This is a genomic window from Candidatus Binatota bacterium (genome assembly GCA_012960245.1).
Taxonomy (GTDB): domain Bacteria; phylum Desulfobacterota; class Binatia; order UBA1149; family UBA1149; genus UBA1149.
Genome location: DUBO01000043.1, coordinates 1 through 23,726, shown reverse-complemented (window position 1 = coordinate 23,726; position 23,726 = coordinate 1). Strand labels below are relative to the sequence as shown.

The window sequence follows — 23,726 nt, the reverse complement described above, 5'->3', positions numbered from 1 at the left end:
AGAGCTGCACCGGCCTGGGCTACTCGGGCGGTGTGTTGGCCTGCGCCGTTGACTGCAGCTTTGACGAAAGCGGCTGCACGAGTCCGCCCGTGTGCGGTGACGGAGTGCGCGAAGGCGCAGAAGCCTGCGACGGCAATGATCTCGGCGGACAGAGCTGCACCGGCCTGGGCTACTCGGGCGGTGTGTTGGCCTGCGCCGTTGACTGCAGCTTTGACGAAAGCGGCTGCAGCAATGCCAACGGAGTCTTCCACACCAGGATACTGAAAGCTTCGCGCCTTAACCGCCCCCCCGGACAGCACAAGGTCGTGCTCAAGAGCGATACCCTCGACGGTAGCGGGTCCTCGTTCACGCCTTCGAACGAAGATTTCACCATACTGCTTGAGGTAGGCAACGTGGTTGCCAGCCAGGCGACCATCGACGCTGGCGATCCGGGCTGGCAGCTGAGGGGCAACAAGTGGCTTTGGAAAGCCCAGCGAGGAATGCCCCACGCTTCGGGCCTTTCGAAGGTCACGCTGGGAATTTCGGCCAACCCTTTCAAGGTCAAGATCATCGCCAGGGACACCGACGCGAGCGGGGCCACGGGTGTGTCAGAATTCGAAATAACGATGACCGTGGGCGACGATTTCTGGACGGGACCGACACCGCCCTGCGCTACGTCTTCTAACGGCAAAACCCTGCGCTGCCGCTAGGCGGGAGTCCTCGGCCCGGCAGGGGTGTACGCTTCAAGCCGCCGTGCTTCAGGCAGCCGCGCCGAAGCCTTCGGGCGCTGTTGCCTGGACCGACTCGCGTGCCTGCACGCGCTCGCGCCAGCTGTCCAGCGCCGGCCGTTCGCGGTCACCGCCCAACTGAAAGCCGATGCGCGTCACCAACTCGGTGGGGTAAAGGCTGAGGTCGGCCATGCTGAAATTATCGGTGGCCAGCCAGTCGTTATCACTGAAGTGCTGCTCGAGATCGTCGAGATAGCGATTCCACCGCGCCGATTGCTGCTCGATGACACTCTCGTCGCGCTGCTCGCGACCGTAGAACAACATTGACGCCAGGCGCGCCAGCGGACGACTGCGGTTGAAGTTGAGGTCCACTATCGCCGACCTCACCGCCGCCCGCTCGGCCGGGCCATTGCCCATGAGGGGTGGCTCGGGGTAAAACTCTTCGAGGTATTCGTTGATGGTCATCGACTCGGCAATAGTCGTGTCGTCGTGCACCATGACAGGCACCAGGCCCCTGGGAGATACCTCGAGAAACTCTTCCTGCTTGTCGCGCAGGTCAACCTCGAAGGTTTCAAACTCCACACCCTTTTCGTGCAGAACGATGCGCGAGCGCCACGCGTAGGGGCAGTAGGTAGTTGAGTAGAGCTTGATGGCCACGACGCGGAGACCGTAGTGGCCCCGCTCCCTCGACACAAGACCCGCGCGGCACTACAACGCACACTATGCACAATCAGAATAGGCACATTCGGCGTCAGGGAGGAGTACAGTCACCACCGCCCACGGGATGGGCCGGTTTCACGCTGTCAACAGCTTGGGCCGGCAAGGCCGGGCGGCGCCTGGCTTTCTTTTCGGCGGCACTGATGTTTTCGAGCATGGCGGCTTGTAATTCCCAGTGGGAAACCGAGCACCGCATCGACATTGACGCCAGCCCCGAGCGGGTGTGGCAGCTGCTGTCCGAACTTGAGAACTACGGCCAGTGGAATCCCTACTCACCGCGGGCCGAGGGCCGGCTCGTGGTGGGCGAAGAAGTACGGATCGAAGCCCACCTGGGTGACGAGGTCCGCTGGGTAAACAACCTCGTGACCGAGGTCGAGCCCGGCGAAAAACTCTGCTGGCATTCGCTTGAATGGTACGGTTTTCTCGCCCGCGGTTTTCGATGCCGCAACCTGCAACCACTGCCCGACGGTGGTGTGCGCCTGGTACACCACGAGCTCATGGTGGGCCCGCTTTCGGGCCTCATCGAGCGAATCTACCGCGAAGACATAGACGAGGGGCTGCGTGTAATGGACGAGGCGCTCAAGACCGCCGCCGAAACCGCCGGGCAACCGCAGTAGGATGCAAAAGGAGAACGACAAAGCTGACGAAAAACTCTACCCCGCCACCTGGGCACAACTGACCCCCGACAAGCCGGCCTTCATCATGGCCGACAGCGGCCTGTCGGTCAGTTACAGCGAGCTCAACGAACGCAGCAATCGCGTGGCCCAGCTGCTGCAATCCATGGGTCTGGAGAAAGGCGATGGCATAGCCATCTTCATGGAAAACAACGAGCATTTCCTTGAAATCTGCTGGGCGGCGCAGCGCAGCGGGCTTTACTACACCGCCATCAGCTCACGACTTACGGCCCCCGAGGTGGAATACATTGTCAACGACTGCGGTGCGCGCGCGTTTTTTACTTCGCGGGCCAAGGCCGAGGTCACTGCCGACCTGGTCGGCAAGCTGCCGGCCGCGGAGCGCTCGTTCATGGTGGGCGGCGCAACAGACGGCTACGAATCCTTTGAAGACGCCGTGGCTGCACAACCCGCCACGGCCGTTGACACCGAGACCGAGGGTGCCGACATGCTCTACTCCTCGGGCACCACCGGCCGACCCAAGGGCGTTCGCGTACCGCTGCCGAACAAACCCATCGGCACGCCCAATCCGCTCGTCAGCATGGTGACGATCTTGTACGGTTTCTCGAGCGACGACGTCTACCTGTCGCCGGCGCCGCTGTACCACGCCGCGCCGCTCAGGTTCACCATGAGCCTGCTGCGCCTGGGCGCGACCTGCATCATCATGGAAAACTTTGCCGCCGAGCAATCGCTGGCGCTGATAGAAAAATACCACGTGACCTGCAGCCAGTGGGTACCTACGATGTTCGTGCGCATGCTCAAGCTCGAGCAGGCCGAGCGCGACCGCCACGACACTTCGTCGTTGCGCGTGGCTATACACGCGGCCGCGCCTTGCCCGGTAGCCATCAAGGAACAGATGATCGACTGGTGGGGGCCGGTGCTCTACGAATACTACGGCGGCACCGAGGGCAACGGACTGACGGCCATCGACAGCCCGCAGTGGCTCGCCCACCGCGGCTCGGTGGGCAGCCCGCTGATGGGCGAGCTGCACATCGTGGACGACGACGGCAAAGAGCTGCCCACAGGCGAGACCGGCATGGTCTACTTCGGTGGCGGCGGCAAGTTCGAGTACCACAACGACCCCGAGAAGACCGCCGACGCGTACAATGAGCAGGGCTGGTCTACGCTGGGCGATGTGGGCTACCTCGACGAAGACGGCTATCTCTACCTCACCGACCGCAAGGCCTACATGATCATCACCGGCGGGGTCAACGTGTACCCCCAGGAGACCGAGAACGTGCTCATCACCCACCCCCGGGTAGTCGACGTGGCCGTTTTTGGTGTACCCAACGAGGACTTCGGCGAAGAGGTGAAGGCCGTCGTGCAGCCGGCCGACATGGACAGCGCCAGCCCCGAGCTAGAGGAGGAACTGATGGCCTTCTGCCGCGAGCAGCTGAGCGCCATCAAGTGTCCGCGCTCGGTGGACTTTGAAGCCGAGCTGCCGCGCCACCCCAACGGCAAGCTCTACAAGCGCCTGCTCAAGGACCGCTACTGGGGCAACAGCAACTCGCGCATCGTTTAGCTCACTGCCGGGCGGTTAAATGCCGGCAATCAGCTGTCGTGTGGCAAGCCGAGCAGGCGTTCGGCGATGACGTTGCGCTGGATGTTGGGTGTGCCGCCACCTATGACCGTGGTCGGCCACGACAACGAATTTTTCTGCCAGCGGCCGCCCTGCACCGCGCCCGGCGACTTGCCGGTGAGCACCCCGTGCCCCCCCTGCATGTCGCAGGCGAGCCGGCCGGTCTCCACGTCCATCTCGGTGCGCAGCAGCTTGTTGACCGAAGTCTCGGCCCCGATGGGCTCGCCGCGCAGCTGCTTGGTCAAAAACCTCAGGCCGTTCAAGCGCATGGCCTCTATGGTGGACTGCATGCGCGCGAGCCTCTGGCGGATGCCGGCATCCTCGATGGCCGACTTGCCATTGAGACGGCACTGGCCGGCCATGCTCTTGAGATCATCGAGGTTGTGGTGCAGCGCGGTAACCTCGGCAATAGAGCTGCGCTCGTTGGCCAGCGCGTGCTTGGTGACGTCCCAGCCCTGCCCCTCGGCGCCCAGGCGGTTCTCTACCGGCACCCTGACGTTGTCGAAAAACACCTCGGCGAACGGGGTCTCGCCGTTCATGGCCTTGATGGGCCTTACCTCCAGGCCTTCTGAATCCATGGGCACCAGCAGGCAGCTTATGCCCAGGTGCTTGGACGCCGTGGGGTCAGTGCGCACGAGCAGTATCATCCACTGCGCCCACATGGCCAGCGAGGTCCAGATCTTCTGTCCGTTGATAACGTAGTCGTCGCCGTCACGCTCGGCGCGGCACTGCAGGCTGGCAAGATCGCTGCCCGAGCCGGGTTCGGAGTAGCCGGTGCACCAGTGCTCCTCGGCCTTGAGTATGGGCGGAATGAAGCGCTTCTTCTGCGCGTCGGTGCCGTACTGGATGATGCCCGGGCCGACCCAGGCAAGGCCCATGTAGGACAAGCCCAGGATGGGAGCGCGCACGTCGCCGCACTCCTGCTTGAGTATCATCTGCTCAACGATGCCGCCGCCACTGCCGCCAAACTCGCGCGGCCAGGAGAAACCCACCCAGCCTTTCTCGTACAAGGCCTGGTTCCAGGCCAGCAGCTTGGGCAGCTTGTCCATGGCCGACTCAACGTCGGCGCCGTCAGCACGAACGCCCTCGCTGTCGTGGTGCTCGGCGAGAAACTCACGCACCTCGCCCCGGAACGCTTCTTCTTTTTCTGTAAACGAAAAGTCCATGTCACTGCTCCGTCGTTTTCTCTTCGGGGGTGCTGTTCTTACAGCCCCTGGGCCGCCAACACGCGCTCGCGCTGGTAGTCGGGCGAGCCCATGAGGTTGCGACACAGGCGGCCCCGCTTGTAGTAGAGCTGGGCATCACATTCCCATGTATAGCCAATTGCTCCGTGCAGCTGCACGCCTTCCTCGCCGGCCCGGTCGAGCGCCTCCGCGGCCCACTCCTTGGCCATGGCGACGCTGCTGGCGGCGTCATCAAGATGATCTACCGCCCACGACGCGTAGTAGGTAAGCGACCTGGCGGACTCGGTGGCCACGTAGATTTCGGCAAGACGGTGCTTCACTCCCTGGAAGCGACCAATCGGACTGCCGAACTGCTGTCGCACCTTGGCGAACTCGGTCGTGAGCTGCAGTGAACCATCGGCCGCGCCAACCATCTCGGCACACAGCGCGACCAGGCCTGCGTCCAGCGCGCGCGACAACAGCGGCCAGGCCTGCCCCGCTGCTCCCAGCCGCGAGTCGGCCTCCACGCGCACCGAGTCCAGGCTGACGCGGGCCGCGCGACAGGTGGTGTCGATGAGTTGCAGCGGCTCCACGGTGAGGCCCTCTGCGGCGGAGTCGACCGCGAACACGCTCAGCCCGTCGCCCTCGCGCGCGACCAGCAGAAGCTTGTCGGCCGACTGCCCCCAGGGCACGAACATCTTCGTCCCCGACAGCGTCAACCAACCATCGCCGTCAGCCGTGGCCGTGGTGGCCACACCGTCGGGGTCGATGACGTCGCTGTCTTCAAAAAACGCTAGCGTCACCACGCTCGTGCCCTCGGCCAGCGGCGCCAGCAACTCGGCTTTCTGGGCCTCGCTACCCAGCAGGTCAACGGCGCGCGCGGCGGTGGTGACGGCCAGGAACGGCGAAGGCAAAAGCGATCGTCCCAGCTCCTCGGCCACCACGACCACGTCTTCCCAGTTCAGGCCCAGCCCACCGGCCTGCTCGGGCACGGCCAGGCCCAACCAGCCCAGCTCGGCCATCGACGCCCACATCTGCTTGTCAAAAGCGTCGTCACTGTCCATTAATTCGCGAACCCGGTCCATCGGGCAGCGCTCGTCGGCAAAGCGGCGCACCTGTCGGCGCAGCTGCTCCTGTTCCTCGCTGAATCCAAAATCCATAACCGCGTTTTGTCCCACGCTCCTTTACTTGATGCAAGGCGTCACCTAGTATCCGGCGATACTTTTTGCGGAGGAATACTGATGTCAGAGGATAGATTTGGACTTGCAGGGCGCACGGCGCTGATAACAGGAGCGGGCGGCGGACTAGGGCGTGAGCACGCGCTGCTATTCGGCAGCCACGGGGCAAACGTGGTCGTAAACGACCTCGGCGGCTCGCGCGACGGCTCGGGTGCCGGCAGCGATATGGCCGACAAGGTCGTAGAAGAGATCAAGGCCGCGGGCGGCAACGCGGTGGCCAACTACGGCTCGGTGTCCGAAACCGAATCGGCCCAGGCCATGGTGCAGACCGCACTCGACACCTTCGGTTCGATAGACATCGTGGTCAACAACGCCGGCATACTGCGCGACAAGAGCTTCAAGAACATGACCGAGCAGGACTGGGATCTCGTGATCGCGGTGCACCTCAAGGGCGCGTACAACGTAACCAAGGCGGCCTGGGAGCCCATGCGCGAGGCCAAGTACGGCCGCGTGGTGCTCACCTCTTCAGCCTCGGGCCTGTACGGCAACTTCGGGCAGACCAACTACGGCGCGGCCAAGGCGGCGCTGTGCGGCCTCGGCCAGGCGCTGGCCGAGGAAGGCGCCAAGAACAACATCCACACCAACGTCATCGCACCGCTGGCCTTGAGCCGTATGACCGAGGACATCATGCCCGAGGGAATGCAGGACCTCATCAAGCCCGAGTACGTGTCGCCACTGGTGGTGTACCTCTGCGCCGAGAGCTGCGAAGACAACGGCCAGATCTACGAAGTGGGCGCCGGCTGCTACGCGCGCGTGGAAACACTTCGTGCCAAGGGTTTTGCCGTCAAGCCCGACGGACCGATATCGGTGGATACCATCGCCGACAACTGGAAGGCCATAAACGACCCCACCGGCGGTGAGATCATCCACTCGCCCATGGAGTCGACCATGGCCTCGCTCAAGCACGCGTCCTAGCGGGGAGGCCGTTTCACTCCAGGTCCATCATGCGGGCGAGGATCAGCTTCATGACCTCGTTTGAGCCCGCGTAGATGGGCATGGCGCGCACGTCCATGTAGTCGCGCGCTATGGGATACTCGGCCATGTAGCCGTAGCCGCCGTGCAGCTGCACGCAATCGTCGGCCACCCGGCAAGCCATGTCGCTCAGCCACCACTTGGCCATCGACACGCGACGGGTGATGTCGTCGCCGGCGATGAACTCGTCTATCAACGAATCGATAAACGTCCGGCCGATCTCGATCTCGGTGGCGCGCTCTACCAGCTTGAAGGCGTTGTGCTGGAAGCTGCCGATGGATTTGCCGAACGCTCGCCGCTCGCGCACGTAGGGTAGAGTCTTGGCAAGGGCCTGCTCGCCCGCGACCTGGGCTGCCACGGCTATCATCAGCCGCTCGCGCTGCAGGTTTTTCATCAGGTAGGCAAATCCCTGGCCGGGCTCGCCCAGCAGGTTGTCGGCCGGCACCCGGCAGTCTTCGAAAAACAACTCGGCGGTGTCCTGGCAGTGCTGGCCCATCTTCTCGAGTTGCCGTGACTTAACGAAACCAGCCGCCCCGCTCTCGACCACGAACAGGCTCAACCCGCGCGCGCCTGTCGCCTGGTCGGGCCCCTCGTCGTCGCCGGCTGCCGTGCGTGCCACGACGACCACGAGGTCGCACTCCATGCCGTTGGAGATAAAAGTCTTCTGTCCGTTGATGACCCACTGATCGCCGTCGCGCACGGCGGTGGTAGCAACGGCCGCGAGATCGCTGCCCACGCCCGGTTCGGTCATGGCAATGGCCGCCACCATCTCGCCCGACGCGCAGCCGGCGAGCCAGCGCTCGCGGTTGCCGGCCGTGGCGTACTGGTCGATGTACGGCGCGGTGATGTCGGCGTGCACCGACACGCCCGTCTGCAGGCCCATATGACCGGTGCGGCCGAGTTCCTCGCACACCACCACCGACATGGCAAAATCGGCGCCCGCACCACCCAGCGCAGGGTCCACCCAGGGGCAGAGATAACCCTGCCGGCCCATGGCCAGCCAGAAATCACGCGGCACGCGGCGGTCTTTTTCCCACTGCTCAAGCCCGGGGGTTACTTCGGAGGCTAAAAACGCTCTCAACGCCTGCCTGAGAGCACTCACTTCTTCGGTCTGCCAGTCGGCTCGTCCCATGGCTGACAACATACACCCCCGCCACGGCAAGGGGGAGTGGCGCGGGTGCCTCGCGCAGCAACCGCCGCGCAATGATCTTGGAACGGCTCAGCACCTGCGGCAGAATCAGGTCATGAACTACCAGGGCGAACCGGTTTATGTTGGACGTGACTACGGGGGGCGCAACCTCGAGCTCAGCGCCGAGCTCTGCGGGGCCTACCGCGACGCGCTGGAGGCCGACGATTCGCTCTACGCCGACTACGTGCCGGGCCTGTTGCTGCATTCGGAGTGCTTCGAGGACCTGTCGTGGTACCTCGCCAATCTATACGGCAACCTGCACGCTCGCCAGCAGTGGGAGATGTACCGCGCCGTGGCGCCGGGCACGCGCGTGCACACGCGAGCGTTCATCGCCGACCGCTACCGCAAGCGCGACCGCGACTACGTGGTCAAAGAAACCTGGGTGCTCGACAGCGAAGGCCGCCTGGTCAACCGCGGTATCACCCACCAGAGTTTTCTCGCCGAGACGCAAGACGAGGGCATGGTCGTGGACCGCGGTCGCGAAAAAAAAGCCGGCCGCAGTTTTGAACAGACCGACACCGGCTTGCGCAGCTTCGAACCGCTCGAACGCCTGGTGGACGAGCGCATGTGCATGGCGTTTTCGGGGCCGGACCTCAACTACCACACCAACGCCGAGGAGGCGCGCAAGCTGGGATTTCCGGACATCGTGGTACAGGGGATGATGTCGACCTGTTTCCTGTCCGAAATGCTCACGCACGAGTTCGGACTGGGCTGGCTCGAGGGTGGCCGCATGGACGTGCGCCTGGTCAACGTGCTGTGGGGAAACGAGACCCTGGTGACCGGTGGGCAGGTGGTTTCCGAAGCGCCCGAGGCCGGACGGCGGCGCCTGCAGTTCAACCTCTGGGCCGACAAGAACGACGGCACCCGCGTCACGGTGGGTAACGGATCAGCGCTGATTGACTGATTTCCGACCAACCGGGGGATTCTTTGTGCGAAATCGGGCTTTAACCCAGCAAAAACAACGATTTTTCCTTGACGTACCTCGCCGAATCCAACTAAACTTGGCAATGGGTGCAGGGTGATTCCTACACCCGACTCTACGCAAAAGAGGAAAACATGAAAAAGCTTGCCGCCATTCTTACTACCCTGATGATTCTCTGCGTCTGGACACCGTCGGCCCCGGCCCACGATGACGAGCACCACCGGCTCGATAGTACCGGCGTGAAGTTGAAGGCTCCCGCAGCAAAGCCCGACAAGAAAAAGTTTGTCTACAAGACCAAGGGGCAGCTTCCCATACACGGCCCCTACCCCGACGCCACGGTCGAAGCCTCCTACCTGGTCATACGCGGCACCGGCAGCAACGCCGGCTCAAGCGGCGTGGTGCCACTGAATTCAACTCGTTGGTCTGGCATCAAGGGCGGCGTAAGCGGCTGGAAGTACAAGGGCGAGCACCGCCTGCTGGCCGAGGGCGGCATCAAAAAGATATTAGTCAAGTCGGGCAAGGTCGGCGGCAGCTTGAAAGTGATAGCCAAGGGCAAGTGGTTCAACTTTGACCTCGTCGGCCCGCAGGACAGCCTGGAGATTTCGCTGATTATAGGCCTGGAGACCTGGTGCGCCGCCTACGACTCCTCGGAACTGTCGACCAACGAAGCAGAGAATATCAAGGGCAAGGCCTCTGCCAAACCAGCCGACTGCGCGTCGGTGTGCGGAAACAACCTGCTCGAAACCGGTGAGCAGTGTGACGACGGCAACGCTGACGACACCGATACTTGTGACACCGTCTGCATTGGCTGCGCGGCCAGCGAGGTAGAGTACAACACCACCTACGATGCCATACAGGCACTGGTGTTCGACGCCTACGACTGCACCAACGACCTTTGCCATGGCGCCACCGGGGTCAGCTTGGGCGCCCTCGATCTGCGGGCGTCGGCGGGCGCGGCGGCCCTTGTCGACGTACCGTCGGCCACCAACCCCGGCGTCTCACTGGTGTTCCCCGGTGACCAGGACCTGAGCATGCTTTACAACAAGATAGCCGCCAAGACGCTGGCGCCCGACGGGCCAGTGGTGGGCGGAACCCCGATGCCCTCGAGTGCACAGACGGTCTCCGCCGAGCACCTCGAGGCCATCAGACTGTGGATACGCGGCGGTGCCAGCACCGATGGCATAGTCGAGGGCTCGGCCGAGTTGCTCGGAAGCTGCCTGCCTCCGCCTACCCCTAACAAGGTACCGCAACCCGCCGTACCCGACCCGACCCTCGGTATGCAGATCGCCCAGCCCGGCTACTTCCTGGGCGCGCACGACGAAACCGAGGGCTGCATAGCCAGCTACTACGACCTGAGCGCGCCGGGCGCGGTGCCCGCAGCATCCCTCGTTGACTGCCCCAGCTTTGCCGTCGGCACCAACGGTCACGGCACGAACCCCGGCAAGTGCCTGGCCTGGGGCAACCAGGGCCTGCACCAGGACGCGCAGTCACACCACAGCATCGTGCATATCTACGCGGGCGACTACGACTGGGACGACGCCGGCTGGGGTGCGTGGAACTGCTTCGGCGGCGACAACGACGGCCAGGCGTGCACTCCCAACACCGCTGACCCCTGTCCCGGCAATGGCGTGTGCGGCGGTGAATGGCACGAGGGCGTGGCCTGCTTAGCCTCGGGAGGCTTCGGCCCCGACGACTACGGCCTACTAAACAACAACGCACCCACGTGGTCCGGCGCGCAGGAATCGATCAACCTCAGCGCCTATCCCGCGGGTGTTTACGGTGTGCTTCCCCTCAAGGGAGTGATCGTGTGGAACTCGCACGCTTTTAACCTGACCAACGATGACATGAACGTCGAGGCCTGGATAAACGTCGAGTACGCCCCCACCCAGGTCTGGCCGGCACAGGGCCTGTTCAACGCGACCTACATCTTCACCCAGGAAGTACCACCCTTCGAATGGCGCGAATACTGCGCAACCCATACCTTCGAGGAAAACACCAACCTGTTCACGCTGGGCTCACACATGCACTCGAGGGGCGTCAGGTTCCGCTACTATGCCCCTCCGCAGACCCCCTGCGGCGACGGCCCCGACGCGCCCAACGGTACGGGAACAGACCCCAATTGCCTGCCGGGCTCACCGGCAGACATCATGTACGAGAGCTTCGATTACCAGGACGCCCTGACCATAGACTACGATACGCCCCTGGTGTTCAGCGGCTCGGTCGCAGACAGGACAGTGAAGTTCTGCGGCCTGTTTGATAACGGCGGCATAGACGAGGCATTGCTCAAGACGATAGCCAACTCGCCCGACCCGCCCATCTCGAACCTCCAGGGATTGATACCCGGTGGCCCCTGTGACGCGGTTGACGCCTTCTGCGAGGGAGGCTCCAACCAGGGCCAGGCTTGCCTGGGCGACGACAACAACTGTCCCAACTCGACCTGCACCGCCTGCACGCTGCTGGGCGGTGTGACCACCGGCGACGAGATGTTCATCGCTACCGGCAACTTCTACGTGCCCTGAGGGGCTGGGTCAGTCCGAGGACTGCTTGTCCGGCCGGCCGCGCACGCCGTCGCCCTTGCCCTGCCATGGCCGGAGCAGGACCTCCTGCGCCACCGAGCACACCAGCCGCCCGTCGTGGGCGAAGATACTGCCGCGTGCCAAACCACGCGCGCCCGAGGCAGACGGCGAATCTTCGACGTACAGCCACCACTCGTCGGCCCGGGCATCGGCGTGAAACCACATGGCGTGGTCAAGGCTGGCCGACATCACGCGGCCAGTGGCCCAGTGCAGGCCGTGCGGACGCATGACGGTTGAGGTCAGCGTGTAATCCGAAGCGTAGACCATGGCGCAGGTGTGCACGCGCGGGTCGTCGCCGAGGTCGCCGCGCACGCGCAGCCACACCATCGTGCTGCAGTCCTCGCCCTCGCTGGGTTGCCAGTCGGGCGGGTCACAGAAACGAATCTCAACCGGGCCCTTACGCGTGAGCCGTTCGAGTATGGCCGGGTTGGCCTTGTCGCCCAGGAGCGCTTGCATGCGCTCGGCGTTGGTCGGCATCGACTCGGGGTCAGGCGCCTCGGGCATGGTGAACGAATGTTCCCAGGCCTGCTCCGGCACCTGGAACGAAACCGCCATGTTGAATATCGCCTTGCCCTTCTGGTTGGCCACCACGCGACGGGTCGTAAACGAACGGCCGTCGCGGATGCGGTCCACGTGGTAGACGATGGGTATGGTGGGGTCTCCCGACCTCAGAAAATAACCGTGCAGTGAATGGGCGCGACGCTCGCCGTCCACCGTACGCCTGGCCGCCACCATGGCCTGGGCGGCCACCTGGCCGCCGAACACGCGCTCGCGTCCCACGTCGCCGGGGGGGCTGAATCCGCGGTAAAGATCGAGGTCGAGTTCCTCGAGGTCAAGCAGCTCGAGGAGTTCGTCAAAGGTTTCAGGCACGTCGTGTTACCACTGGGTGCAGAAACCATTGTCGGGAATGTCGATGGCGCTGCGATCAGCAGAACAGATGGCCCTGCACAACGAGAACACCTCGGGCATGATGAAGTTCGCGTAGAACTTGCCCGACATGACCTTGCCAGCGTAAAAATCGAACTCCTCCTGGCTCTGGTCAAAGTCCTGGGTACGCGCTCCCTCGGCCACGAGCGCCGCCTCGAGCAGCAGGTGGCACACGGCCACGTGTGACATGGCCTGCATGAAAGGCGTCGCGTAGAGCGTTAGCTGGTCGAGCTTGCCTTCCATCATGTAGCCCACGATGGCAGCACCAGCAGTCTGCAAGCGCTCCGAGGCTTCGCCCAGCAGCTGGGCCTCGGTGCCTATGGCCGGGTCCTGGCTGTTGGCCTCGACAAACTCGGTGAGGTTGCCCGAAAAATCCGCCAGGTCCTGGCCCTTGCGCCCCCTGAGCTTGCGTACCACGAGGTCGAGCGCCTGGATGTGGTTGGTGCCCTCGTAGATCGAGAATATCTTGCTGTCGCGCAGGTACTGCTCAACCGGATTGTCCTTCACGTAGCCGGCGCCGCCGTAGACCTGCATGGCAGTCTCGCACACACGAAAACCCTGGTCGCTGCAGTAGGCCTTGACGATAGGCGTGAGCAGGTCCGCCTGTCCCTGGTGGTAGGCGGCCTGGTCAGGGTCCTTGTCCTTGAGCACGTTGATCCAGTCGAGATGCAGCGCCATCTTGCCCGCGATCGCGCGCATGCCGTCAATCTTTGACTTCATCTCCAGGAGCATGCGCCTGACGTCAGAGTGCTCGATGATACTCACGCGCGGCGCGTTGGGATCCTTGAAGGCTTTGACCGAAGCGCCCTGCTTGCGGTCGCGCGCATAGGCCAGGGCGTTGAGGTAGGCGGTGGCCGCAACCGAGTGGCCCTGGAGGCCCACCGACAATCTCGCGCCGTTCATCATCATGAACATCTGCTTCATGCCCACGTTTTCTTCGCTGCCACAGAGGTAGCCTACGCAGTCGCCGTCGTCACCGAAATTGAGCACGGCAGTGGCCGAGCTGTTGATGCCCAGCTTGTGCTCCAGGCTGGCCGTGACCACGTTGTTGTTCTCGCCCGAGCTGCCGTCCTCGTTTATGACGTCGCGCGGGACGATGAACAACGAGATGCCCTGGGTGCCCCCGGGGGCACCATCCACGCGCGCGAGCAGCAGGTGGATTATGTTGTCGGCAAGGTCATGGTCGCCGCCCGAGATCCAGCACTTGCTTCCCTTGATCAGGTAGCGGTTGCCGTCGATGTGGGTGGCGGTGGTAGAGATAGCGCCCACGTCGCTGCCCGCGTGGGGTTCGGACAGGCACATGGTACCGGCATAGCGCCCGCTGGTCATGCCCTCAAGAAAACGTGCCTTGTCGTGGTCGGTGCCGAAGTGCTCGACCAACTCCATGGCACCGTAGGTGAGCCCGGAATACATCGTGAACGAAATGTTGGCGCCCATCTGTAGCTCGCTGAGTGCGCCCAGCACTGCCATGGGGCCCTGGAATCCACCGGCCTCCAGCGACACCGAGAAGTTGGGCAGGCCGAGCTCCCAGAGTTGCTTCCAGGCCTCCTTGTAGCCGTCGGGGGTAGTGACCACACCGTCCTTGAGCGTGCAGCCCTGGCGGTCGCCAGACGAGTTGATCGGACCCAGCATATCGTTGGAGAACCTCAGGGTCTGCTGCATGACCTGGTCGCAGTCTTCACGACTGAGGTGCTCGAAGAACTCGTGTTCGAAGAGTTCCTGGACCCCGAGGTGTTCGTATAGCGTGAACTCCATGGAGCGCATGTCTGCCTTGAAGAAGTTGATGTTAGCGTCTGACATAACGGGTTCTCCTCGCGCCGTGGCACGGCGGTCGTTGGCCTGAGGATGCCGATACTGTTTCAGGCGGGTGCCTTTTTCAAGTGCAACGCGATGCGTCAGCGGAGCGTCAAGCAGGCCAGCGACGCGTCAGCGGAGCGTCAAGCAGGCCAGCGATGCGTCAGCGGAGCGTCAAGCAGGCCAGCGATGCGTCAGCGGCCGTCAGCCGCCTTGCTGTCGCGCCTGCTGCGAGTGCGGCCCTGGGAGAGCTGCGCGTCGCTGAGGCTGGTCACCGTCTGGCTGCCCTGCCCCGCGCCGGTGGCCGAGTAGGTGATGCGGGTGCCGGCCGGCACCGATTCGGTGAGCCACACGTTTCCGCCTATCACCGAGTCTTTGCCCACCACCGTTTCGCCACCCAGTATGATGGCGCTGGCGTAGATCGTCACGCGGTCTTCCAGGGTCGGGTGACGCTTCACCGTTGTTATGATCTGGCCCTTGTCGTCGCGCGGAATGGTGAGCGCGCCCAGGGTCACGCCCTGGTAGATCTTTACGTCGTCGCCGATGACAGCCGTCTCGCCTATGACCACGCCCGTGCCGTGGTCAATGAACAGGCTGCGGCCCACCGTCGCGCCGGGATGCAGGTCGATGCCGGTAACAGAGTGGGCGTGTTCGCTCATGATGCGCGGAATGAGCGGGACACCGCGCAGGTAGAACTCGTGGGCTACGCGGTAGACAGTTATGGCGTCGATGGCCGGGTAGCTGTAGATGACTTCCTCGGCGTTGGTCGCCGCCGGGTCACTGGTCACGGCCGCCTCGACGTCCAGGTGAAGCGCGTCCCTCAGGCGGGGCAGCTCGGCCAGCACGTCGAGCACCGCCTTCTCGCCGAACTCGCGATCCTGGGCAGCAGGCTCACCGCCGCCCTCTCGCTGGTAGGCCACTGCGCGCGCGATCTGCCGCGACAGCAGTTCGTAGCTGCTGTGCATGTGCTCGCCCAGGTAGTGGCGAAGGTTGTTAGAGTTGAGTCGCCGCGTGGAATAGAAACCCAGGTAGATCGATGAAACCACGTGGTCGAGCGCTTCGATGATCTTGCGCTTGTTGGGCAACGCCGCGCTCTCGAGGCTGTCGATGGTGCGACCGCTGTCGTAGCTCGCGGCAAGCGAGTCGATTATCGACTCGAGCCTGCGGTGTCCTTTTTCTGCCTTGGCCATGATCACGCCCGCACCCCTGGCGGGTGCCGAATGGTCGAGTATACGCTATTGCCCCAGCCAGGGTAACGCCGTTGTTGAAACAGCCTGTTTCAGCCTGGCTGCGATCCCGGCTGCACCGCGAAGACCACCTCGCCGTTGTCTCCCGGCCTGAGCGCGATCTCTATTCCCCTGAGCGAAATCATTTCGACCGAGGGACGGTAATCCACGGCCATCTCGTTCACCACGTAGCCCGGGGCGCTGGGAGAATAGTCACGCAGGATGACGCGGTTGCGTGGCCCGTCTATGTGCTGCACCGGGCCGGCCCAGACGATGTCGAAGTTAAGGTTGCCCTGTCCCGGGTGACGACGCTCGCTGACCTCCATGTCAAACACGCGACGTGATGCATCGAGCGCTACGGGCAGGTCTACGTAGTCGAGCTTCTCGCCCACCGCGGGGCCGGTCGCCCCGGGCAGCTCACCGCGGTCGCGCACGTTGTGCTCCCAGGCGTTGAGGTCGCGCCAGACCAGGTTGCGTTCCTGGCGCAGGCGGCCATCGGCGTCGACCACGAGAAAGAAGCTTCCATCGCGCGCGTCGACCGACACCAGGTACCAGGACTGGCGGTCCTCGTAGATCCGGCCGGCAATCAAGTGGCCTTCGCCTTCGACCAGCTCGAGTTCGTTGAGAGGACGACGAAAGCAGTCGTCGGGCAGCAGCGCGCTATCCTTGTTCTCGCGCGTCATGCACTGAGGTGCGAGGTCAAAAAGGGCGCGTGCGATGGTGGTCTTCGACACAAGCACCGAGTCGCGCACCTCTGCGAGCGTTTCGCCGGGGGCGGCTGCCACGCGGCGTCCCGCCGTGTAGCCCAGCACGGTCTCCTGGCTTACCACTTCGGGCACGCTCACCATCATCAGCGATCTCTCGCCGGTAAGGGTCATCCCCTGGCCCTCGTTGGGCACAACTACCGTGTACCAGGACTTCACCGTGCAGCCACCACTGGCCGACAGGACGGCCAACGCGGCCACGCTCACAATAACTCGCAGGCTGTTTCTCATTTCTTCAGCTCCCTGTGACGGCCCCGGGGGCGGTCACCGATGAGACCAGAATTGCCTCACCCGGGGCGAGACAGGAAGTCCCCCTTTGCGCCGGCCCGCGCGATTGAGCCCGTGAATGCTGCCGTTCCTAGCTCGCCCCGCGCATTTTCGTCTCCCTCCAGCCAACGCGTCCCCCCCGAGCGGGTGCCACCCTTCCGGGGGTCAGTTGCCCTTGTCTTTAAAGCGCGAGGCGCTGTTGGCGGTCGCCGGTGTGGTGAAATCAGCCTGCCAGCAGCTGCCCGCGTCGTTAGAAAGACGCGCGGCTACGGTGCTGTCCTGGGCCAGAGGCATGGCGGGCAGGTCGATCGCGCCGCCCCGGGCTTTGAGTATGAACTTCGTGCGCCCCTCGGCGCCACTCTTGAGTATCAGCTTCTGCACGCCACCAGCCGTCGATGCGCGGTCCTTGTACTTGAAGCCCTTACTGCCGATCGCTTTCCAGCAGGGGCTTCCCGCGCAGCTGCCGCCAGCGGGGATGGTCGCCTCGAGCGCCGTCTGCCAACTGCCGGCCGACTGGTCGTAGACGCACAGCGTGTAGGCGGTGGCCACCGTGGGATCGCCCAGCGCGGCGAGGTCGTGGGCCTCGCCGGATTTCCATTTCAAGCCGGCCTTGTCTCTCGAGCTGCCATCGCGGTTGGAAAGATCGAACCTGGCCGCGTCGATTTTTACCGGCGCGAAACACCCCGCGGCGGGCTCGGCGAGACCAATACAGGCGCCCGCCCCGTCGCAACTGTCGATGGCGCTGCAAACACTGTCGTCATCGCAAGCCACGCCAGGTGCGTCCAACTGGCAGCTGGCCGAACAGCAATCGCCGTCTTCGGTGCCACCGTCGTCGCACTGCTCGCCCACTGTCAACACCGAGTTGCCGCAGGCAGTGAACGTGCAGTTGGAGTCGCAGCCGTCGCCGTCGACCTGGTTGCCGTCGTCGCACTGCTCGCCGGGATCCTCGGTGCCGTCACCGCAGCCCACCTCGTCGGCCCCCAGGTCAACGGCCGCGCCCGACACCCGCGTTGAGCCGTCGATATCAGTCTCGCCCGCCGCCGCCGTGAAGGCCGGGTCGCCCGCGTCGCGCGCCGGCGACAAGCCGTCCAGGTGCAGGTCGCCCGCCGCCGCGTCGAGGTACAGCGGGTCTGCGAACAGCGAATTGGCGCCCTGCCCACTGCCGGCTACAAACGCGTTGAAGCCCGCGTACGGCGTACCCTGCCAGTTAAACTCGGCCGCGGCCTGCCCGCCCGGCGCGTACCACAGGTTGTAGTCGAGCTGGTTGCCCACCGCCCCGCCCTCGGAATAGATCAACACGTTCTGCGAGGTCGACGAAAAGACGTTACCGCGCACCGTGTTGTTCTCGGCAAACTGTATCCACAACTCGCCAAGTCCCTGGCCCGAGGTGTCGTTGCCGTGTGTGCTGTTGTTGGTAAAGCTGTTGCCGTTGGCGCGTCCCACCGAGGAGGCGTAGCCGCCGAACACGAGGCCGGCCTTGTTGTTGGCGTAGATAAAGTTGTTGCGCACGGTGATGCCGGTGGTCACCGTGCCTGCGTTCTCGGCGGCTATCTCTATGCCGAGATCACAGCCGCCCACGATATTGCCCTCTATGATGATGTCGCTGCCACCGTCCACGTAGATGCCGCCGGCCCAGCCCCCGCCGTAGTTGGAGTTGGCGCGGTAGACCTCGTTGCCGCGGCACACACCGTTGCGCGTCACCAGCGACGGGTTGGGCTGAATGTCGGTCTCGCCACCGATGAAGTCGATGCCGATGTTGTTGACGTCGCGGACGATGTTGTTGGTCACCGCGAAGCCGTCGACGTTGCCGTTAAGCGTCAGTGCCTCGCTGTTGGCCGGTTCGCAGTCGTAGATCTCGTTGCCGTCGATGACCAGCTCGCTGATGGGCGTGGCTTCGGTGGCGTACACGGTGATGCCCATGGCGTGGTTGCCGCGTATGTCGTGGATGACGTTGTCGAACAGCTCTATGTGCGAGCCGCTGCCGGTTATGCGTATGCCCGAGCAATCGCTGACGCCCAGGTTGTTGCGTATCTCGAAGCCTTCCACCCTGACCCAGCTGCGCGAGGGGACCAGGATCATGTCGCAGCCCGCCACTCCCACGCCGTCGAGCACCGGGCGCACACCAGGAGTGGCGGCTGTGAGTTCTATCCAGCCACCGGCCTGGCTGCCCGACGACGGCAGCACGAGCTTCTCGCTGTACACGCCCGCGGCTACCTCCACGCGATCGCCGGGGCCGGCTACATCGAGCGCCGCCTGTATGCTGGCGTAGGCCGAGGGCACCGAGAGGGTCGCCGCCTCGGCATTGTGCACCGCGCCGGGGAAGACCACGCCCAGGAAGACCGCACCCACGAAGACCGTCGCCAGTAGCGCCACGCCCGGCAGCGCCCGGAACCCGCTTTTTGCAAGCCTTCTCACCCGACCACGAGTGTCGACCGTTAGTCGCCCTGCGTCAAGGTAAAAAGGTGTGGCGCAGCGAGATATCGGCCGAAGATCTCCCGACCAACAGCTCTACCGGCTCATCGGGCATTACCCACTCGCCGGCGTCCGGGTCGTAGACCTGCCGCGCCTGGGCGTCGACCACCATGGTGACCGTGGCGCGTTGGCCGGCAGACAGCAGCACCTTCTGGAAGGCGGCGAGTTTTTTCGGTGGCCGATCGACCGCCGATTCGGGGAAGGCCAGGTAAACCTGCACCACCTCGGCGCCACTCACGTCACCGCAATTGACGAGCGTTACGGTCACCGTCCAGTCATCCGACCGGGTATCGACCTCCAGCTCGGACAACGAAAACTCGCTGTAGCCGAGCCCGTGGCCGAAGGGATAAGCCACCGGTAGCGCTTTCTTTTCAAACAGCGAGTAGCCGTGCAGCGGTCCGTAAGTTGCGCTCTCGGCAAAGGGGAGAAACTCGGGCAGGTCAGCGTCAGACTCGGGAATTGTAAACGGCAAACGACCGCTCGGATTGGCATCGCCGAACAACAACGAGGCCAGCGCGTGGCCTCCCTCCATGCCGCTGTAAAAAGAAAACAGTATGGCAGCAACCTGCTCTCGCCAGCTGACATCGACAGCGCTACCTCCAACGCAGACCACCACGGTGTGCGGCTGCACGGCGGCCACCTCGGCTATTAATGCCTCGTCGCGGGCGCGCAAGCGCAGGCTCGTGCGATCGCCGCCGCCACCGATAAACTTCAGGCGGCGCGCCGCTGCTTTCTTCTCCGGCTGCAACACGAACCACTCACCCTCGTCGGCCCAGGTCAGGCCCACGACCACGACTGCCGCGTCCACGCCCTCGGCCACGACGCGGGCAGCGTCGGTATCCTTGCCGTCGGCAAAAACGACCTCACCGCCCTGCTCCTGCATGTAACTCGACAAGCCCTCGAGTGGAGTCACCACCCGTGGGGCCGCGACCGCAGAGCTTCCCCGGTCGCCGGTATTTTCGAGCGCTGCCAGCTGGCCGAACACGCCCAGGCGACGCACGCGGGCCGGATCAAGTGGCAGCACCCCGTCGTTCTTGAGCAGCACCATCGACTCCTCGGCCACGCGTCGGGCAAGCCTCACGTGATCATCGCAAGCCAGCAGCTGCGCATCGTAGTCCTCGGTGTCGGGCGCCAGCGCGTACCACAAGCGGGTGCGCAAGACCGGGTGCACGCGCGCGTCGATGTCAGCTTCGCTCAGCTCACCGCGCCTGAGCGCTGCCAGCAGCGGTTTGCCGTAGCGCACGGGGCTGGGCATCTCCAGGTCGAGACCCGCGCGTATGCCCTTGACGCCATCGCGCACACCGTGCATCCAGTCCGACGTCACGAACCCCTTGAAGCCCCAGTCATCGCGAAGAATGTCAGTGAGCAGCTCACGGCTGTGGCCACAGTACTCGCCGCGAAACTTATTGTAGGCGCTCATCACCGAGGCCACCTGCCCCTGCTCGACGATCTTGCGAAAATGCGGCAGGTAAACTTCGCGCAGCGAACGCTCGTCGACATTCACGTCAACATAGAAGCGCGAGTTCTCGATACTGTTGAGCGCAAAGTGTTTCACGCAGGCCATCACGTTACGCGACTGCAGGCCACGGGTGAGCGCCAGGCCCATCTCACCCAGGTGGTAGGAATCCTCGCCGTAGGTCTCCTGGGCGCGCCCCCAACCCGGGTGGCGCAAGAGGTTCACGCAAACCGCGCCCGAGTAATTGGCGCCCGAGGCGCGCAGCTCTCGGCCCATGGCCATGCCCACCTGCTGCTCCAGGGCGGGATTGAAGGTGGCCCCGCGAGCCATGGTGACCGGAAAGCAGGTCTTGCCCCGACCCACGCCCACGCCCCTTGGCCCGTCGGAAAAGGACAGCGGCGGAATCCCCAGGCGCCGATTGTAGCCGCTGTACGCCAAGGGGACTCCGTGGCCCAGCAACAAGCTGGCCACGTAGCGAAACGAGAAACGCCGCGTCGACAGGTCGCCCGAAAGCTGCGCCAGCTTTTCGCCCAGGCTCATCTGTTGCACGAGGTCGGTCGCGATCGCGTCGCAGTCGTCGGGGCAGCTCACCGGCGGAAACAACCCGGGGTCGGCCCGCGTCTCTATCCTGCGGTAGTGAACAGCGGTCCACAGCAGGCCACCCAGCGTGCAGAGAGCTACGAGTAAGACGACAGCAACGGCGTAGAGCACAAGCGCGAGACTATGTCGGAAACACGAGTGAGGCCAAGTAATCTGGCTTCGCCTGCAGCCGGGCAGGAGCAGCAGGTCGCCCAGCAGTGAGCCACGCAGGGAGGGCGGGCGGTGGCGCAGGGCGACCCGGGGCAACCAGCCCCCCAGTCAGGGGTCAGTTCGTGTCCTTTCCCATTGACACTGGGGAGGCTGGCTGGTTACTCTCTAACTGCGGCGTTCCATGCCTGGGGCCAACGCCGCCAAGGATAAATTTGATGCACCAGAACTCCCTGTTCGTATTTGTTACAGCCTTGGCGCTGGCCCTGCTCGCGGCTCAAACCGCCGCGGCGCAACCGTCGCTCAGCCACTGGGCCAGCGACGGCAAGGTCGCGCTCAAAGTCGTGAGCAGCGGCAAGAGTAAGGCCGTGCTGCAGTTCTCGAGCATGGCCATGACCACCTCGCCACTTTGCCCGGCGACAAGTGCGCTGCGCGTGGTCAGCGACACCGGTGACAGCGGCGACCTCACCCTGGACTGCTCGCGCTGGTTGCGCAAGGGATCCTCGTATACCCGCTACGTTTACAGGGGGAAAAAAGACAGTGGCGGCGGCGTGGCGAAAATCTTGTTGTCGTTCAAGAAAGCCAAGGTCAAGGTCAAACGCGGTGCGAGCCAGTCTCCCCTGTTGGGCGACTCGGTGGCCTTCGTGGAGGCCAGGCTGCGAGTGGATACCGAGGACGGATGGTGCGGACGTTTCGACACCTTCGACAGCAACTCGGGCGGCAATGTAAAAGGCAGGAGCACCAGCATCGTCTGCCCGGCCTGGGAAGGCGAGAACGCATTCTGGGACACGCTCAACAACTACGCCGACCGCAGCCAGGAAACCATAGACACCATGGCCACGGCGGTCGCCGACCTGCCCACTGACGGCAGGGCCTGGCTGATGAAGGGCATGATGCACGTGTACCTGGTCGGCACCACGCTACTGGACCCGTCGAATGCAGACCAGGTCACTACCGATCACGCCGCCCTGGGCTCGGCGGCACTCAACCAGGCTGCCCTGTACCTGACCGAGGACACCCGCGTGCCGGGCTGGCAGGGAGCGGCCAACTACATCGACGCTCTCATTCGCGGCGACGCCGGCGACCTTGCCGACTCACTGCAGCTGCTCAGAGACGCGATCGTGCTGTACCCGCTGTTTAATACCTTTGATTTCTCGGGCGTGGTGGGCACCTGGGTCGAAGCATCCGATCCGTTGATGGCCGAGGCCATAGATTACATGGACGCCGCCCTGGCCAGCGACTGCACGCCGTTCAACAGTCCACGGGTGTGTGGCAACGCGGGCCGCGCGCCCAACAACGTGCAGGGCACCGGCATGATGTTCGGCGACCTGTTTCTCAAGGGTGGCCGAAGCGACAGCGCCCTCGAATGGTACGAGCTGGCCGTGCTGTACGATGACCTGGGCGGTGGCCCCAGCACCTGGCCCTACCGGTCCGTACTCGACGACAGGATTGCCAACTTCAGCGCCCGCGAGGCGCTGTACCTCGATGCCGACCCCAGCAACGATCCGCTGCTCACCGGCCAGGGCCCGGAAAACTGCGTGATCTGCCACGGCAGCTAGGCGCGTTCTCGCTTCAGGCAACCTCCAGGCGCTGGTCGTAGAGCAGCTCAATGCGCTCGAGTTCGCCGTTGAGCCAGCAGCGGGCGGCGGGCGACAGCTGGTCCACTGGCAGGTGCAGTGACATCACGCCCGGCGAAGCGCCCCGCCAGGTGACACCCAGCAGGCGGCCGTCGTTTTCGACACCGTCGAGACTCCACTGCCGCGGAAACTTTTCTATGGCGTGAACGATGGCGTCGCTCTTGACCGAAAAGGCGCGACCGCGGGCCACGAAAGCGCAGCCCCCGTGGGCAATGCGATTGGCCAGGCGGGCCTTACCGGCCAGTGCCCCGGCGGCCGGGCCGGCGTTGGCCTGCTCGATTTCTGCAAAAGTAACCTGGCTGTTGCGCTTCCGGCCCATGTAAACCTCCCTGTAACGGCGCGTGCTTGCTCAACACACGGCCACATTCATTCAAGCGATACTCATTACCCGGCTGTTATTTACTGCCTCCTCCTCATGCCCCATCAGTAATCAATATAAGCCCGCCCCTGGCTCAGAAGCCGAGCCAGGGGCGGGCTTTCCTGGAGGTCGGTTTTTATGCTTAAACAGTCAGCATTATGGGAAAGAGTCAGGAATTCAGGAATAAGGAGCTCTACAAATTAATCTCAGATCGCGGCCCGCAGGGACCGAGGCTACCCATCTCCAAACAACAGCTCTGCGATAGAATGGGATTCAAAGACAAAAACGGCAACGGCCTGAAGTTGGCGTTAAGACGCCTCCGCGACCTCGGCTGCGTCATCCCG

At 64.0% G+C, this 23,726-nt stretch carries 18 protein-coding genes; 7 read left to right on the top strand and 11 right to left on the bottom strand.

Annotated features, from left to right (window positions below):
* Positions 1 to 104: 104 nt before the first annotated feature.
* Positions 105 to 689 (top strand): hypothetical protein, encoded by a 585-nt coding sequence (locus tag EYQ35_07310; protein HIF63942.1) that lies wholly within the window; start codon positions 105 to 107, stop codon positions 687 to 689.
* A gap of 48 nt (positions 690 to 737) precedes the next feature.
* On the opposite strand, the gene EYQ35_07305 is transcribed toward EYQ35_07310, so the two are convergent.
* Positions 738 to 1,400 (bottom strand): glutathione S-transferase family protein, encoded by a 663-nt coding sequence (locus tag EYQ35_07305; GenBank protein HIF63941.1) that lies wholly within the window; start codon positions 1,398 to 1,400, stop codon positions 738 to 740.
* Between the two features lie 29 nt (positions 1,401 to 1,429).
* Between EYQ35_07305 and EYQ35_07300 the strand changes: the two genes are divergently transcribed.
* Together EYQ35_07300 and EYQ35_07295 are read left to right on the top strand one after the other, a co-directional pair.
* Positions 1,430 to 2,041, top strand: a complete 612-nt coding sequence (locus tag EYQ35_07300) for an SRPBCC domain-containing protein (protein ID HIF63940.1) — start codon at positions 1,430 to 1,432, stop codon at positions 2,039 to 2,041.
* A 1-nt stretch (position 2,042) separates the two neighbouring features.
* The gene (locus EYQ35_07295; GenBank protein ID HIF63939.1) at positions 2,043 to 3,617 is read left to right on the top strand and encodes an acyl-CoA synthetase; all 1,575 of its coding nucleotides are present in this window, start codon (positions 2,043 to 2,045) and stop codon (positions 3,615 to 3,617) included.
* Between the two features lie 29 nt (positions 3,618 to 3,646).
* On the opposite strand, the gene EYQ35_07290 is transcribed toward EYQ35_07295, so the two are convergent.
* Entirely contained in the window at positions 3,647 to 4,840 is a 1,194-nt protein-coding gene (locus EYQ35_07290) for a hypothetical protein (GenBank protein ID HIF63938.1), read from the bottom strand.
* 38 nt (positions 4,841 to 4,878) lie between these two features.
* Positions 4,879 to 5,997 carry an acyl-CoA dehydrogenase gene (locus EYQ35_07285; protein ID HIF63937.1) on the bottom strand — a complete coding sequence of 373 codons (1,119 nt, stop codon included), beginning with the start codon at positions 5,995 to 5,997 and terminating at the stop codon, positions 4,879 to 4,881.
* Positions 5,998 to 6,078: 81 nt separating this feature from the next.
* Between EYQ35_07285 and EYQ35_07280 the strand changes: the two genes are divergently transcribed.
* Positions 6,079 to 6,990 carry an SDR family oxidoreductase gene (locus tag EYQ35_07280; protein HIF63936.1) on the top strand — a complete coding sequence of 304 codons (912 nt, stop codon included), beginning with the start codon at positions 6,079 to 6,081 and terminating at the stop codon, positions 6,988 to 6,990.
* A gap of 13 nt (positions 6,991 to 7,003) precedes the next feature.
* On the opposite strand, the gene EYQ35_07275 is transcribed toward EYQ35_07280, so the two are convergent.
* Positions 7,004 to 8,179 (bottom strand): acyl-CoA dehydrogenase, encoded by a 1,176-nt coding sequence (locus EYQ35_07275; protein ID HIF63935.1) that lies wholly within the window; start codon positions 8,177 to 8,179, stop codon positions 7,004 to 7,006.
* On the opposite strand from EYQ35_07275, the gene EYQ35_07270 reads away from it, so the two are divergent.
* On the top strand, positions 8,178 to 9,140 hold the full coding sequence (locus EYQ35_07270) for a hypothetical protein (protein ID HIF63934.1): 963 nt from the start codon (positions 8,178 to 8,180) through the stop codon (positions 9,138 to 9,140). The genes EYQ35_07275 and EYQ35_07270 overlap by 2 nt on opposite strands.
* A gap of 152 nt (positions 9,141 to 9,292) precedes the next feature.
* Positions 9,293 to 11,677 carry a hypothetical protein gene (locus tag EYQ35_07265; GenBank protein ID HIF63933.1) on the top strand — a complete coding sequence of 795 codons (2,385 nt, stop codon included), beginning with the start codon at positions 9,293 to 9,295 and terminating at the stop codon, positions 11,675 to 11,677.
* Positions 11,678 to 11,686: 9 nt separating this feature from the next.
* Here the strand turns inward: EYQ35_07265 and EYQ35_07260 are convergent, their stop codons facing one another.
* From EYQ35_07260 to EYQ35_07235, 6 genes are all read right to left on the bottom strand, one after another.
* Positions 11,687 to 12,604 carry an acyl-CoA thioesterase II gene (locus tag EYQ35_07260; protein ID HIF63932.1) on the bottom strand — a complete coding sequence of 306 codons (918 nt, stop codon included), beginning with the start codon at positions 12,602 to 12,604 and terminating at the stop codon, positions 11,687 to 11,689.
* Between the two features lie 6 nt (positions 12,605 to 12,610).
* Complete coding sequence (locus EYQ35_07255) at positions 12,611 to 14,461, bottom strand: acyl-CoA dehydrogenase (protein HIF63931.1); 1,851 nt, start codon at positions 14,459 to 14,461, stop codon at positions 12,611 to 12,613.
* A 188-nt stretch (positions 14,462 to 14,649) separates the two neighbouring features.
* Entirely contained in the window at positions 14,650 to 15,645 is a 996-nt protein-coding gene (locus tag EYQ35_07250) for a serine acetyltransferase (protein HIF63930.1), read from the bottom strand.
* 89 nt (positions 15,646 to 15,734) lie between these two features.
* Positions 15,735 to 16,676, bottom strand: a complete 942-nt coding sequence (locus tag EYQ35_07245) for a hypothetical protein (protein ID HIF63929.1) — start codon at positions 16,674 to 16,676, stop codon at positions 15,735 to 15,737.
* Positions 16,677 to 16,877: 201 nt separating this feature from the next.
* A complete protein-coding gene (locus tag EYQ35_07240) occupies positions 16,878 to 19,127 on the bottom strand; it encodes a hypothetical protein (protein ID HIF63928.1) in 2,250 nt (749 codons plus the stop codon).
* Between the two features lie 34 nt (positions 19,128 to 19,161).
* The gene (locus EYQ35_07235; protein HIF63927.1) at positions 19,162 to 21,351 is read right to left on the bottom strand and encodes a glycosyl hydrolase; all 2,190 of its coding nucleotides are present in this window, start codon (positions 21,349 to 21,351) and stop codon (positions 19,162 to 19,164) included.
* Positions 21,352 to 21,605: 254 nt separating this feature from the next.
* Here EYQ35_07235 and EYQ35_07230 point away from each other — a divergent pair, with 254 nt between their 5' ends.
* Positions 21,606 to 22,946 carry a hypothetical protein gene (locus EYQ35_07230; protein HIF63926.1) on the top strand — a complete coding sequence of 447 codons (1,341 nt, stop codon included), beginning with the start codon at positions 21,606 to 21,608 and terminating at the stop codon, positions 22,944 to 22,946.
* A 13-nt stretch (positions 22,947 to 22,959) separates the two neighbouring features.
* On the opposite strand, the gene EYQ35_07225 is transcribed toward EYQ35_07230, so the two are convergent.
* Complete coding sequence (locus EYQ35_07225; protein HIF63925.1) at positions 22,960 to 23,343, bottom strand: hypothetical protein; 384 nt, start codon at positions 23,341 to 23,343, stop codon at positions 22,960 to 22,962.
* Positions 23,344 to 23,726 lie beyond the last annotated feature (383 nt).